Origin of the sequence: Chryseobacterium suipulveris (assembly GCF_022811685.1) — a bacterium.
In the GTDB taxonomy this organism is placed as follows: domain Bacteria; phylum Bacteroidota; class Bacteroidia; order Flavobacteriales; family Weeksellaceae; genus Kaistella; species Kaistella suipulveris.
In genome coordinates, this window is sequence record NZ_CP094532.1 from 2818559 (window position 1) to 2832578 (window position 14020).

Sequence of the window (14020 nt, forward strand, 5' to 3'; positions counted from 1 at the left end):
TAAAAATGAACTTAAGGTGAAGTTTGTCAGATTTAGACATTAGATTAAAAGGTAAGGTAAAGAGTTTTTGTCAATAAAAAAATTCTCTTTTATTAACGCAAAGTCTTCAAATCAAAAACAAAATATTAGAGAGCAAAGAATGATTCGCAAGCGAATTTGATGAAGCGAAAGCTTCAAAACGAATTTATTCGTCGTCTTTGCTATCCTTAATCATAATGTAAGTCATTGAAATTCTTTGCGTTTCAAAAGAACTTTAAACACACAACATATCCCATTAAATTAGAAGGCAAGGTATTTTATCCAAAGGAATCATTATCCTTTTCTAAGAAGCTGCAGTCCGATTCCACAGTTCAGGCAATCCTTTCTTTGACAGAAATTTTTGTAGTGAAAAAGCAGTGCCTGACTTTCAAGGGCATTGTTGACTGGAAGTCCGAGTTTTTTCCAGCCATCGATGATGGTGTTTTTTTCGGGAGCGATATTTCGGTAGAAATCAAGGATTTCGTCGCTGATGTTTTCTTCGAAATTTTTGTGGTAAGTATATTTGATGGGCAACACTGCATTTAACAAAACAAGGTCAACGAAATCTTTAGTTAAAGTTTTTTCCCCCTCAACCGAAGAAATTTTACCAAAGTTGAAACGGTTGTTCCAGTAATCGCTTGCTTTCACCTCATCAAAAATCTTGTAGATTTCACCGATGTTTTTTGCGTAAACCAGTTTGGAGAAAAGGTTTTGATTTAAATGGTAAAGCGACGCCAACTGCGATAATCTTAGCGTTGGAAAGTTTGGTGGACGAAGTTTCGAAAACTTCGGCGGAATCCGAAAATCGGTTAACTGAAACTTGTTTTGAAGGAAGTCAAATTCCCGTTTCCAGATTTTCATCTGCTCGTCTTCGGGATTTTCGAGCCATCCGCAAATGCCGTAAAGCAGTGCTTCGAGCTGGGTTTGGTTCTGTCTTATTTTGTTGATGAGGGTAAAATCGATGCTTTCCGCAATCTGCCTAAAAATCTGCGCGTTAATCTTTAACCCAAAAGCATACGCCAAATTCTGAAAGAGTACGGCTTCATAATTATTCTTGTTTTTGATCAAAGCTTCCTCGATTTCTATTGATTTTCCGTCGAGTTTGTTCAAAAGCGATTCATCATAAAAAGCAAATGGAATTTTCTTTGGGTCAAAGATTTTTTCGCAGGGAATGAACTGGTTTTCGTCGAGAAGCGATTCGTATTTCCACAAGAGACTTTGGTCGATGTAATCTTTCAGTTCGAGGGTTGGAATATTTCTTTCGGTGAGTTCGGCGATCTCCACATCATGGTTAAACACTGCGTGGAGAATCATATTCTCAAACTCTGGATTCCCCGAATGCTGGTGGAAAATCCAGTCCGAAGATTTCAAATGCAGCTCAATGTTACCCGCTAAAACTAAATCTTTCGTTTTGATTTTACTGAATAGAAAATCGGGACCCGAATCGAAATTCCATTTTCCGAAATCGATGATTTCAAGTGGATTTCCTTCCACATCCTTAAAATCAAAACTGTTGAAAATTTTGAAATTCCAAAGATATTGAAGGAGTTTTTCGGTCACGAGTGAAAAATTAAGGAATTAAGGGATTAGGAAATTAAGAAATTAATTTGAATTTGGCCCTCTTTATTTTCAGGGCCACGAAATCGAAGATTCACCGGAGTCAATACACGAATGATTTCTTTAAAAAAATGCAAACGCAAAGTTTTTCTTTTAATATGCAAATTTGAGGGCGGCAAAGATTGCGGATAAATCCGCTGATTAAGCGTACGCTTCATCAATTCGCTTTAGCGGATCAGTCTTTGCCATCTTAAAATAGGGAATGATTTGAATAATTCTTTGCGGTTTTGCTCTGTTTATCGGTTAACATTGCGAGGAACGAAGCAATCTCCACAAATACACCAATGATTTCTTCATAAACATTCAAACCAACCTCATCTCCTGATCCTTTAATTTTCAAAATTCTTAATCGTCTCCTCATACATTTTTTCGTACAGCGGGAGAATATTCTTTAAATCAAAACGCATTGCCTGTTCTTTGGCGTTGTGTTTCATTTTTGCAAGGAGTTTTTCGTCCCTAAGAAGTTTGATGGTATAGTTGCTCATCGCCTCCACATTTCCGATTTCGGCAAGATAACCCGTTTCTCCCTGAATATTCACTTCAGGAATTCCGCCCGCGTTGGATGAAATTACGGGAGTGTTTGCAGCCATCGCTTCCAGTGCCGCCAAACCAAAACTTTCCTGTTCCGACGGAAGCAGGAAAACATCGGAAAGCTGCAGAATTCTGTACAAATCGTTCACTTTCCCCAACAAACGGATTTTCCCGATCAGGTCTGGATTTTCTTCCATAAACTCGTTGATTTTTTCCATATCGGGACCTTCACCGATAATGATGAGCATGGATTTCACTTTCGCATGGACATTCTTGAAAATCTGCAAAACCTCCTCCACTCTCTTTACTGGACGAAGGTTCGAAACGTGTATCAGAATTTTTTCGTCAGCAGCGGCGAACTGCTTTCTTTGGCAAATCATGTCCTCGTGAAACTCGGTATTGTCGATGAAATTGGTGATGACCTGAATATCTTTCCTGATGTTGAAGAATTTCAAGGTATCGGCTTTCAAGCTTTCGGAAACTGAAGTTACGGTATCGCTCTGGTTTATGGAAAACTCCACCGCGTGCTTATAACTCGGATGTTGACCAACCAAGGTAATGTCTGTTCCGTGAAGCGTCGTCACCAAAGGAATATCTTTTCCCTCTTCCTTCAGCATCTGCTTCGCTGTGAACGCCGCATATGCATACGGAATCGCGTAATGCGCGTGAAGCAGGTCAAGTTTGTACAGATTCACGACGCGGTAAATCATCGACGAAAGCGCAATATCATACGGTTGATACTGGAACAGCGGATAAGTCTGCACATTCACTTTATGGAAAAAAATATTGGGATTCGTGATGTCGAGACGTGCTGGAAGGTTGCTGGAGATGAAGTGCACCTCATAACCTTTGTTGGCGAGTGACATTCCCAGTTCTGTAGCGACGATTCCACTTCCGCCGTAGGTTGGGTAACAGAGTATTCCGATTTTCATATTTATTTCGAGTGAAACGATGCAATGCGTTTCTTTAATTTTTTACGTTATAATTCTTTTAACCACAAAAGGAAAAGAAGATTTTTTCGTTCTTTAAAGATGTTATTCTTTATGCGGAGTTAGTTCGCAAAATACGAAAATCTCACTTGAAGACTGCACACAGTTTTTTTCCTGTTTTACACCATATTTCAAGCATCATTCTTTTGCTCCTTTTGTGGTTAATTTCTTGTGGTTAATCTATTCGACCACTGTTTTGCTATTCTTGTTTTTTGTCGATGAATCCAAATCCACTCCCATTCCAGCTTTCAGCTTGTCGTTGACCAAAACAGGCAGTCTTCCCCAAATTTTAGTTTTCCCGTTTAAAGCATTTGCTGTGGCAACCATTGAATCGTCGTTGTTTTCGTAGCTCACCAAAACGGTGGAAACTTTAGAAATATCCACATCAATTAAAGCATACGCAGAGCCGAAAACATTCAGAATCACATTTTGATTTTTACTTAAATCCGCCAAAATCTTTTTCGATGCATCCGAAATTTTATAAGGTTTATACGCTGTGGAATTGTCCTTATGAAAACCCACGATCACTTTCGAGTTTGCAGGAATGGTCGATATTTCGTTGGCATTCTTAATAATGACGGTCGTTCCCAAATTGAGCTGGTCGAGAAAGGTCTGATAAGGAGCTTCTTCCAGCGGTACATAATAATAAGTTTCCTTACAGTTCAGCGGCAGCAGTTTTTTCTCATCCTTTAACAAAGTCAAAGCGTTGGAATACATCTTCTGAACGATTTTCTTGTGCGATTCGTTGTTCAAATCTTGGTTAATATTTTCGGGATTTCTCGGTTGGTATTCGTGAAGTCCCAGAAAATATTTGGTAAGCAAGATTTTCTTTACACTTTCCTCCACTCTTTGCTGTGGGATTTCCTTATTGTCGATGGCGAGCTGGATCAGGCGTTTTCCTTCCTTCACTCCGTCAGAAAAAAGCATAATGTCGTTCCCCGCTTTGAAAGCAAGCGCGTCGAGTTCTCCTGGCTTATAGCGTTTCGCAACGGCTCCCATATTCAGTGCGTCGGTAATGATGAGTCCTTTGTAGCCGAGCTTTTCTTTAAGCAAACCTGTGATGATGTTTTTTGAAACCGAAGCCGGGATATTTTTCCCCGATTCCAAAGCCGGAACGTAAAGGTGAGCGACCATTACTCCACCAATTCCTTTATTCATCAAAGTTTTGAACGGTGCAAGTTCCACGGAATTCAAACGGTTCAAATCGTGGGAAACAACGGGGAGATCGTGATGCGAATCGGTGCTGGTGTCGCCGTGTCCCGGGAAATGTTTGATCGCCGCCAAAATTTGGTGATTCTGCAATCCGTCGGAATACGCCGAAGCAGATTTTACGACATTCTCAACCTCGGAACCGAAACTTCTGTTGCCGATAATCGGGTTGTCTGGATTCGTGTTGACATCGACAACTGGCGCAAAATCCCAGTTGATACCCATTCTGTGGCAGTCTTCCGCGATTTTTGCCGACATTTCAGCAATGAGGGATTTGTCCTGAATCGCCCCCAAAGTCATTGCCCACGGAAATTTGTGTGCCGCTGCAATTCTTTGGAAAAGTCCCCATTCTGCATCCATCCCGATCATTAACGGAACTTTGGATTTTTGCTGGAATTCATTAACCAGATTAATTTCCCTTGCCGCGTCATCCTGCATCAGAATCAGTCCGCCAATTTTTTCATTAACCACGATGTTTCGCACATTGGTAATATAATCTTCACCCTTGTTGGTGTAAAGCGCAATGATGAAAAGCTGTCCCAATTTTTCGTCTTGGGAAAGTGAGTTGTAGGTTTTGTCAACCCATTCGTTCGCTTTCTTTAAATCGGCTTTGGAAAGATTCTTCGGTTGGTACTGCGACTGGAATTTCGCCACAAATAATAAAACTGTTAGAACTAAGATTTGACTTTTGAAGTTTTTCATTATCTATAAAGTGAGGTGAACAAAAATACAATTTTTAAAACTTAGAAACTTAAATTTTATTGGCATACATCTTGAAATATTTGCGCAGATTAACCTTTTAAATAATAAAAAAATGAAAAAATATTTTGCTATCCTTCTTTTGGCAGTTTTCGGATTTGTGGCGTTCAGTTGTACAGACAGAAACGATCCAGTTCCGACGACAGACAACGACACCTATCCGATGATGCGCGATATCCGCGGAACATTCAATGCAGCGAACGGATATACCATCACACAAGGAATTACGATTGCGTCAACCGATGTGGTACTGGTTTATAGAAACATTAATTCCGGAAACTCCAACGGCGCAGTTTGGCAATTGTTACCTAAAACTGAATATTTAACCAACGGTAGGGAACTCGATTATAACTTCCTTTTCGACACTAAGAATATTGAAATTTATACGGACGCAAACTTTGATCAGGCGACTTTTACTGCCGCAGAAGCAACAACTTACCTCAATAACCAACAGTTCCGAATTGTTCTAGTTCCGGCTTCACAAGGACGAAACAATGTAGATTACTCTGATTATCATGCTGTGATTCGCTATTTCGGACTGGATGATTCTAATGTGAAAGGATTCTAATCATTCAAAACCTCATATATTTAAAATGCGGAACCTGCCTTTTTTGGTGGGTTTCGTTTTTTTGATTAATGAACTAATTACTTTCGTAAATCAACCGAAATCTTTAACTTTATTGGTTCAAAAGATTTACAGAGATTATGAGTGTACATATCGCCGCCAAGATAGGAGAAATCGCCAAAACTGTGTTGCAACCTGGTGATCCGTTAAGAGCCAAATATATTGCCGAAAATTTTCTGACAGACATTAAATTGGTTAGTCAAACAAGAAATATCTTTTATTTCACGGGACTTTACAAAGGGAAAGAAGTTTCAGTTGGAGCAAGCGGAATGGGAGCTCCGAGTATCGGGATTTATTCCTACGAACTTTTTACCGAATACGATGTGGAGACCATTATCCGAATCGGAACTTGCGGTGCATATACAACCGACCTTACATTATTTGATGTTTTGAATGTGGAAAATGCAGCGAGCGAATCGACCTATGCAAAATTTGCTTGGGGAATCGAGGACGAGCTGATTGCCAATCAGGGTATTTCTTTCGAAAAAATTAATGAAACAGCGAAAGAACTTTCTTTAGAAACGAAGTCGGTAAATATTCATACGAGTGATATTTTCTACAGAAAAGATCCCGCAATTCCTGCAATCGCAACGAAATACAATTGTCCCGCCGTAGAAATGGAGGCATTCGCACTGTTTGCCAACGCACGATACCTGGGTAAAAACGCTTCGACGATTCTTACGGTTTCAGACATAATTCCGACCCGCGAACAGATTTCTGCCGATCAGCGCGAAAGAGCTTTAAGAACAATGATGGAGCTTGCTTTGGAGACAACGGTGAAACTTTAGCAACGGCATCACTTCATCCTAGAATTTACTGCCCTTGATTCATCAATCCTCCCTCCTCTTTTTTGTCTTTGTTTAAAAGGTTCGGATCTTCTTTCGCCAGTTTGTTTCGGGTAGGAATTTTGTAATTCACGGAAATTCCGAATCTGCGGGAATCGTACTTTTGGCTCAAATATACAAACGGAGTCTGCGCGACAGAATGAAGCGCCATTTTTTGCGAATTGAAAATGTCGTCCGCATAAAGGGAAACTGTCAAACGGTTGTCCAGAAATTTCTTGGAAACGTTGAGGTCGAGTGAATTATTAAAAGGTTTATCCGCCACAAAATAGTAATAACCCGCATTCGGAGTCAGATAGCTGTAATTCGCCACAAACTTGATTTCTTTAGGCAAAATCAGCTGAGTCATTATATTGAACATAAAGAAACCATTCGTCTTGATATCGGGAAGCTCGTGTTTTTGGTAACCAGCGTACAGATACATAAAATTGATCTTGTCGGGATTGAAGTTGAACTTCATAATCTCGTTAAATGGCTTGCTGAAAAGCATAAACGGAATCGGTACACCAAGGTTGAAATTGTGGATCTTCATTTCGGAAACGTTGGCTTGTGAAGTTCTGATGACATCGCCTTCTCTGGTAATTTTCTGCACCACCTGATTTTTTGCGACGCTTACACTATAACCGAGGAATGCATAATCGAACGCGCTAATTTTCGCCTCGAAATTATCATAAATCGTGGGCTGCAAAAGCGGATTTCCTCCTGCCTGTGAATTGGGACCCGAGAAAGTGGTATTGTTAGGATTGAGCACCGATACACTCGGAAGCGTAATTTTCTTGTTATAGTTTAGCGCGAAATACACTTGTTTCATAAAGTTGTACTGAATACTCGCATTGGGGAAAAACTTGAATTTCTTAAACGGTGTTAAATCTTTTTCCTTCACCGTTCCCAAACTGTCGATGCGGGTATTTCCCGAAATATCGTAATCTTCGGCTCTAGTTCCCACGATGAAGTCGAACTTTTTCAGTTTTGCCTGAAGTTCAAGGTACGAAGCCGCGGTTTGCCTTTGATAGTCGAGGTTGGTGAGATTTCTGCTTTCCGTTTCGAAAGTCTGTCTATCGTAGAGTCCGCCAAAACTCACTTTTCCTTCGTCAAGTATTTTCACGGGCTGTGAATAATCCACTTTAAAGTTAACGTTGTTCATCATCGATCCGTTCTCCAGGTTTTGGGTGGAAATCGGTGGTACACGCAGAATATTATTTTGGCTAAAGTCATTTTTGGCATTAGAATACGCCAACTTGAAATCGAGTTTTCTGTTTTTGTCGTCGAATCTTTTCTGGTAGGTTGCAACCGCTTCATGACGGTCAATAAGCGTGTTCGCAAAATCTTCGGAATGATAAGGAACGCTCTGGAAACGACCATCACTTTTGGTAAGGTTGTCGTTATTGTTGTGGTAAAAGTCGTAATTCAACAAAAGCCGGTCAACACCCAATTCGAAAGTGAGCGCACTTTTCGCAAAATAACCGCGCATAATCCGGTCGGTATTCGAAAGCACCAAACCGTCCTGATCACCGTTCATCATACTTTCACGGTAGTTTTGCCCGAAATTCAGCTGCCATCCGAAATACTTATTTCTGGAATTCAAGCTCATTGAATTATTGACTCTGTGACGAAATTTATCGTAACTGGTAAAGTTGTAGTTCCCTGAATACGTTGCGGTTAAATAATTTCTCGCAGTTTTAGAAGTGATGATGTTCAGAATTGCGCCGCCTGAAGTTGCAGGAAATTCAGCTCCGGGTTGGGTAATGATTTCAATCCTTTCCACGGAGTTTGCGGGCATTCCTTCGAGGAAAGCGTTGAGTTCGTTGGTAGAAATATTCAGCGGACGACCATCCATATACACCTGCAGCATTTTTCCCTGGTAAAGCATTCCAGCGACATCGGAAACGATCAGTCCGGGAAGTTTCTTCACGCCCTCCATCAAACTTCCAGAGTTCAGATGCGGCTGTTCCGAGAAATCGAAAATGGTGCGGTCGGCTTTTTGCTCAACGGCTTTTTTGGTGGAAACGATGGTGACTCCCTCGATCTGTTTTTCTTTTGGTTCGGATTTTGGTTTTTCCTGTGCGCTGATGAAGTTTAATGAAAAAAGAAAAGCTGTTGCTGCGAAAATTCGGTTCATAAATTTAATTGTACCCAATTAGACAGCCGAAATTGGGATTTGTTACGGGCAGGAAAAATATTTTTCAGTCGCAAAAAAACCGCTCATTACTGAACGGTTTCCATTATCTATTTTATTTCCAAAATTAATTGGCTTCCATCTGCTTGATCAGGTTCAGTGCGGATCCCGCTTTGAACCATTCGATCTGCTGCTCGTTGTAAGTATGGTTTGCAACAACGGTGTCTTTGCTTCCGTCGGCATGAACGAATTCCAAAGTCAATGGTTTTCCTGGCGCAAATTGGTCGAGATCAAGGAAGTTCACGGTATCGTCCTCCTGGATTTTGTCATAATCTGCTTTGTTGGCAAAAGTCAATCCAAGCATTCCCTGTTTCTTCAGGTTGGTTTCGTGGATACGTGCGAAGGATTTTACTAAAACCGCTTTTACACCAAGATGTCTCGGCTCCATTGCAGCGTGCTCTCTGGAAGAACCTTCGCCGTAGTTTTCGTCGCCCACCACGATAGAAGGAATTCCTGCTGCTTTGTAAGCTCTCTGAACTGCAGGAACTTCACCGTATTCACCGGTCAGTAGATTTTTCACCTTGTTAGTTTCCATGTTGTAGGCGTTTACTGCACCAATCAACATATTGTTGGAAATATTGTCGAGGTGACCTCTGTATTTCAACCAAGGACCCGCCATTGAAATGTGGTCGGTTGTACATTTTCCGAAAGCTTTGATTAAAACTTTTGCTCCCGTAATATTGAGTCCGTCCCAAGCTGGGAATTCCTCCAAAATCTGAAGTCGGTCAGAAGTCGGACTTACATTCACCTGAACAGAGGAACCGTCTGCAGATGGCGCTTGATAACCATTGTCATCTACCGCGAAACCTTTTGCAGGAAGCTCGGAACCTTTTGGCTCGTCGAGTTTCACCTGTTCACCTGCTTCGTTGGTCAAAGTATCTGTGATCGGATTAAAGTCTAATCTTCCTGAAATCGCAACTGCGGCAACCATTTCCGGCGAAGCTACGAAAGCGTGGGTGTTTGGATTTCCGTCGGCTCTTTTTGCGAAGTTTCTGTTGAAGGAATGGATGATGGAGTTTTTCTCCTCTTTCTCAGAACCCTCTCTGTCCCACTGTCCGATACACGGTCCGCAAGCGTTGGTAAAGATTCTGGCATTTTCGAATTTTCTGAAAGAATCAAGGAAACCGTCTCTTTCTGCAGTGAACTTCACCTGCTCAGAACCAGGGTTAATTCCAAGGATTGCTTTTGGTTTCACTCCTTTTGCGAAAGCATCTTCAACAATGGAAGCCGCTCTTGACAAATCTTCGTAAGATGAATTGGTACAAGAACCAATCAGCGCCCATTCAACGTCGATTGGCCAACCGTTCGCAACTGCCTTATCGTGGAATTCTGCAACTGGAGTCGCTAAATCCGGTGTAAAAGGTCCGTTCAAATGTGGAGTCAATTTGTCGAGGTCGATTTCAATTACCTGGTCAAAATATTGTTGTGGGTTTGCATAAACTTCGGCATCACCGGTCAAATGTTCTGCAATTTTATCAGCAGCATCTACTACGTCTTGTCTTCCGGTTGCAGCAAGGTATCTTCTCATCGAATCATCATAACCGAAAGTTGAAGTCGTAGCTCCCACTTCTGCTCCCATATTACAGATGGTTCCTTTTCCTGTTGCGGAAAGCGACTGCGCTCCTTCGCCGAAATATTCGATGATGCAGCCGGTACCACCTTTCACGGTTAGAATTCCTGCTACTTTTAGGATAATATCTTTTGCCGAAGTCCAGCCATTCATTCTACCGGTAAGTTTCACTCCGATCAGTTTCGGCATTTTCAGTTCCCATGCCATTCCTGCCATCACGTCAACTGCATCTGCACCACCAACACCGATCGCGACCATTCCCAATCCACCTGCATTTACGGTGTGTGAGTCGGTTCCGATCATCATTCCTCCTGGAAATGCATAATTTTCTAAAACCACTTGGTGGATGATTCCTGCTCCCGGTTTCCAGAATCCGATTCCGTACTTGTCGCAAACCGAACTGAGGAAATTGAAAACTTCAGAGTTTTTGTTTAATGACTCCTGCAAATCCTTTTCAGCACCCACTTTTGCCTGAATCAAGTGATCGGCGTGTGCGGTAGAAGGCACTGCAACCTTTGCTTTTCCGGCCTGCATAAACTGAAGAAGCGCCATTTGCGCGGTCGCATCCTGCATTGCCACTCTGTCCGGAGCGAAATCTACATAAGAATTTCCTCTTTCATAAGCTTGTGTCGCGTTTCCTTCCCAAAGGTGCGTGTAGAGAATTTTTTCTGCAAGTGTAAGCGGTTTTCCCACAACTTCTCTCGCTTTCGCAATTCTTTCGGGATAGCGTTCGTACACTTTCTTAATCATATCAATGTCAAAAGTCATATCGGTATGTTTTTAATGAAAATAATTGAAGTCCAAAATTACGAAATTTTTAGGAGCAAAACGGGTTAAAATGATTAAGAATTAAAATAAATATTATCTCAAACATCTATATTTTTGTTAAATTTATCCGTTTTTTACCCAAAAGCCATTTACAATAAAGAAGAAGCTGCCCATAATGATTTCTGTTGCCGTAATTTTGATTTTAGGCGCGGCATATTTTTTCTTTAATCCGGCAGAAAACCCGTTCTTTCCGTCATGTCCTTTTAAGTCAGCGACAGGGTTAGATTGCCCCGGTTGCGGTTCGCAGCGAGCGGTTCACGAGTTGCTGCATCTGAATTTTAAGAGTGCCTTCATTCATAATCCACTGATTGTTGTGGCGATCCCCGTTTCATTTCTTTACCTAATCTTTAGTATTGATGCTGTAAAGAATAGATTTCCAAAGCTCTACCGCTTGTTATTCAACAGGATCTCATTCTACATTTTTGCCGTAATCGTGTTGCTCTTTTTTATTTTTCGAAATATGTAAAAAAAATGCAAATATTTTTTGTAATTTCGCGGTCAGAAATAAAGGGGTGCTGCATCCGCGGCTGAGATTATACCCAATGAACCTGGAACAGGTAATGCTGTTTAGGGAACATATAAAATGTACCAATGTAAAAATTGAACAATGTACCAATCTGATTGCTACATTGCTACATTAAAAAATTGATGCATTTAATTTAATCGCCCCTTTTATTCAATTAATCTTAAAAATTAAAAGAATGAAAGGATTGTTTTTTTTAGGACTTTTGAGTCCAGCCGTTTTTTACGCGCAAATTCAGCAGGATTCCATCAAGGAGTCACAAATCGAGGCCATCAATTTTACCAAACGGCTTCCCGTCGCCAAAGAAATCATCAATGTGCAAAAGGATCTGGACCAGAAAAATCTCGGTCAGGATTTACCCGTGTTGTTGAAAAACCAGATGTCGGTTATTTCAACTTCCGATGCGGGAAATGGAGTTGGCTACACAGGTTTCAGAATCCGTGGAGTTGGCGGAAACGGCATTAATGTAATGATGAACGGCGTTCCGTACAACGATTCCGAATCGCAGGGAACTTTCTTTGTGGATGTTCCTGATTTGACAAGTTCCGCTTCACAAATCGTGATTCAGCGAGGAGTTGGAACATCTTCCAACGGAGTTTCGGCATTTGGAGCGAGTGTGAACGTGATCTCGAAAAATCCCGATGAAAAATTCTACATAAAATCCGACAATACTTACGGATCTTTCAACACCTATAAATATTCTGCCGAAATCGGTTCCGGGAAGTTCTGGAACAACCGGCTGAGTTTGATGGGACGTTACACGAAAATTCATTCCGACGGATATATCGACCGCGCTTTCTCGGATTTGGATTCCTACAACTTTACTGCGCTATTCGAACAAAACAAAACGAAACTCCGTTTTCTTGCTTTTGGTGGAAAAGAAAAAACCTACCAAGCTTGGAACGGCATCGATAAGGCGACTTGGGAAACCAACCCGAAATTCAATTTTTCGGGCGCGATTTATGATGCGAACTGGGAAAACATCGTGAGTTTCTACGATAACGAAACCGACAATTACGGGCAGAACCATTATCAATTATTGTGGGAGCAGAACTTCAACGACCGTTGGAATCTTGAAACCACTCTCCATTACACCAAAGGAAAAGGATATTACGAAAACTATAAGCAGGATGCGAAATACTCGAAATACAATCTGCCAAATCAAGGAGCTTCGAAACGTTCGGACTTCATCAGAAAAAAATGGCTCGACAATGATTTCTATGGAGCGGTTTCCACGCTTTATGGGAAGTTTGAAAACCTCGACCTGAACTTTGGACTCGTTGGAAACCAGTATTACGGAAGGCATTACGGAAATGTTTCCGACGTTTTTCTTCCCCAAATTTTCGAGCATGAATATTACCGAAACAATTCATTAAAAAATGAAATCGCAGGTTTTGCAAAAGCAATTGTTAAAGTAGACGCGTTCGAATTCTTTGGAGATTTGCAGTTGAGAAACATCGGCTACAACACAGGGATCGTTCAGCAAGGCGATGAAGAAGGCGTTGAATTGAAAAAGGACTGGCTGTTCTTCAACCCGAAATTTGGTGTGAACTACAAAATTCCTCAAGGAAAAATTTTCGTTTCCTACGCACACGCACACCGCGAACCGAACCGAGACGACCTCTTTTCAAATACAGAAACTCAAGCTGAAAAACTCCACGATTTCGAGGCAGGAATCGAGAAAACTTTCGGTAACCTCTCCTTTACCACGAATCTCTATTATATGAATTATGTGAACCAGCTGGTTTTGAACGGACAAATCAACAATATCGGAGAATTCATCAGAGTAAATTCGGGTAAAAGCTACAGGATGGGAATTGAGCTCGGCGCTTTGGCAAAACTGTCGGAACAGTGGAATCTTTCAGGGAATCTTGCTTTAAGTAAAAACGAAAACCAGGACTTCAAAAATGAAACCGGCAACGGAATTGATAATCTTGGAAACACGCCCATTTCCTTTTCACCAAATGTGATTGCGAACGCGTTGCTTAGTTATTCACCAACCAAAAACTTCTCGGTCGGTCTTCAAAATCAGTATGTAGGAAGCCAGTTTCTGGACAATACCAATAATGCAGATCTAAAACTTAAGGAGTATTTCCTGACCGATTTTAATGCAAAATACACTTTACAATTAAACAGAACTGATATTGATTTCAAGCTTTTGGTTAACAATATTTTTAACCAAAAATATGTAAACAATGGTTATGTGTATGAAGGACCCATTTATTTTTCACAGGCGGGAACCAACTTCCTTTTCGGCGTAAGCGCTTGGTTCAGATAGAATGTAAAACATAAATAATTGAATTTAGCTTCTGTAAAATATTTTACAGAAGCTG

Annotated in this window: 10 protein-coding genes; 4 read left to right on the plus strand and 6 right to left on the minus strand. The window is 41.0% G+C overall.

Features of this window, described 5'->3' with window-relative positions:
- Nucleotides 1-312: 312 nt before the first annotated feature.
- The 4 genes from MTP09_RS13340 to MTP09_RS13355 form a co-directional block, all read right to left on the minus strand.
- The gene (locus tag MTP09_RS13340) at nt 313-1578 is read right to left on the minus strand and encodes a DUF2851 family protein (protein ID WP_243548915.1); all 1266 of its coding nucleotides are present in this window, start codon (nt 1576-1578) and stop codon (nt 313-315) included.
- 247 nt (nt 1579-1825) lie between these two features.
- Nucleotides 1826-1975 (minus strand): hypothetical protein, encoded by a 150-nt coding sequence (locus MTP09_RS13345; RefSeq protein ID WP_243548918.1) that lies wholly within the window; start codon nt 1973-1975, stop codon nt 1826-1828.
- Nucleotides 1965-3098 carry an N-acetyl-alpha-D-glucosaminyl L-malate synthase BshA gene (bshA, locus tag MTP09_RS13350; RefSeq protein ID WP_243548920.1) on the minus strand — a complete coding sequence of 378 codons (1134 nt, stop codon included), beginning with the start codon at nt 3096-3098 and terminating at the stop codon, nt 1965-1967. The genes MTP09_RS13345 and bshA overlap by 11 nt, the downstream gene beginning before the upstream one ends.
- Before the next feature lie 237 nt (nt 3099-3335).
- A complete protein-coding gene (locus MTP09_RS13355; protein WP_243548922.1) occupies nt 3336-5066 on the minus strand; it encodes a glycoside hydrolase family 3 protein in 1731 nt (576 codons plus the stop codon).
- Between the two features lie 112 nt (nt 5067-5178).
- Between MTP09_RS13355 and MTP09_RS13360 the strand changes: the two genes are divergently transcribed.
- Nucleotides 5179-5691: a hypothetical protein gene (locus tag MTP09_RS13360; RefSeq protein ID WP_243548924.1), complete on the plus strand. Its 513-nt coding sequence runs from the start codon at nt 5179-5181 to the stop codon at nt 5689-5691.
- 137 nt (nt 5692-5828) lie between these two features.
- A complete protein-coding gene (gene deoD, locus MTP09_RS13365) occupies nt 5829-6536 on the plus strand; it encodes a purine-nucleoside phosphorylase (protein ID WP_243548927.1) in 708 nt (235 codons plus the stop codon).
- Between the two features lie 25 nt (nt 6537-6561).
- Here the strand turns inward: deoD and MTP09_RS13370 are convergent, their stop codons facing one another.
- Nucleotides 6562-8709: an outer membrane beta-barrel family protein gene (locus MTP09_RS13370; RefSeq protein ID WP_243548929.1), complete on the minus strand. Its 2148-nt coding sequence runs from the start codon at nt 8707-8709 to the stop codon at nt 6562-6564.
- Between the two features lie 124 nt (nt 8710-8833).
- Nucleotides 8834-11104, minus strand: a complete 2271-nt coding sequence (locus tag MTP09_RS13375) for an aconitate hydratase (RefSeq protein ID WP_243548931.1) — start codon at nt 11102-11104, stop codon at nt 8834-8836.
- Between the two features lie 175 nt (nt 11105-11279).
- Between MTP09_RS13375 and MTP09_RS13380 the strand changes: the two genes are divergently transcribed.
- Nucleotides 11280-11630 (plus strand): DUF2752 domain-containing protein, encoded by a 351-nt coding sequence (locus MTP09_RS13380; protein WP_243548939.1) that lies wholly within the window; start codon nt 11280-11282, stop codon nt 11628-11630.
- A 235-nt stretch (nt 11631-11865) separates the two neighbouring features.
- Nucleotides 11866-13965, plus strand: coding sequence for a TonB-dependent receptor (locus MTP09_RS13385; protein ID WP_243548941.1), 2100 nt, complete (start codon nt 11866-11868; stop codon nt 13963-13965).
- Nucleotides 13966-14020 lie beyond the last annotated feature (55 nt).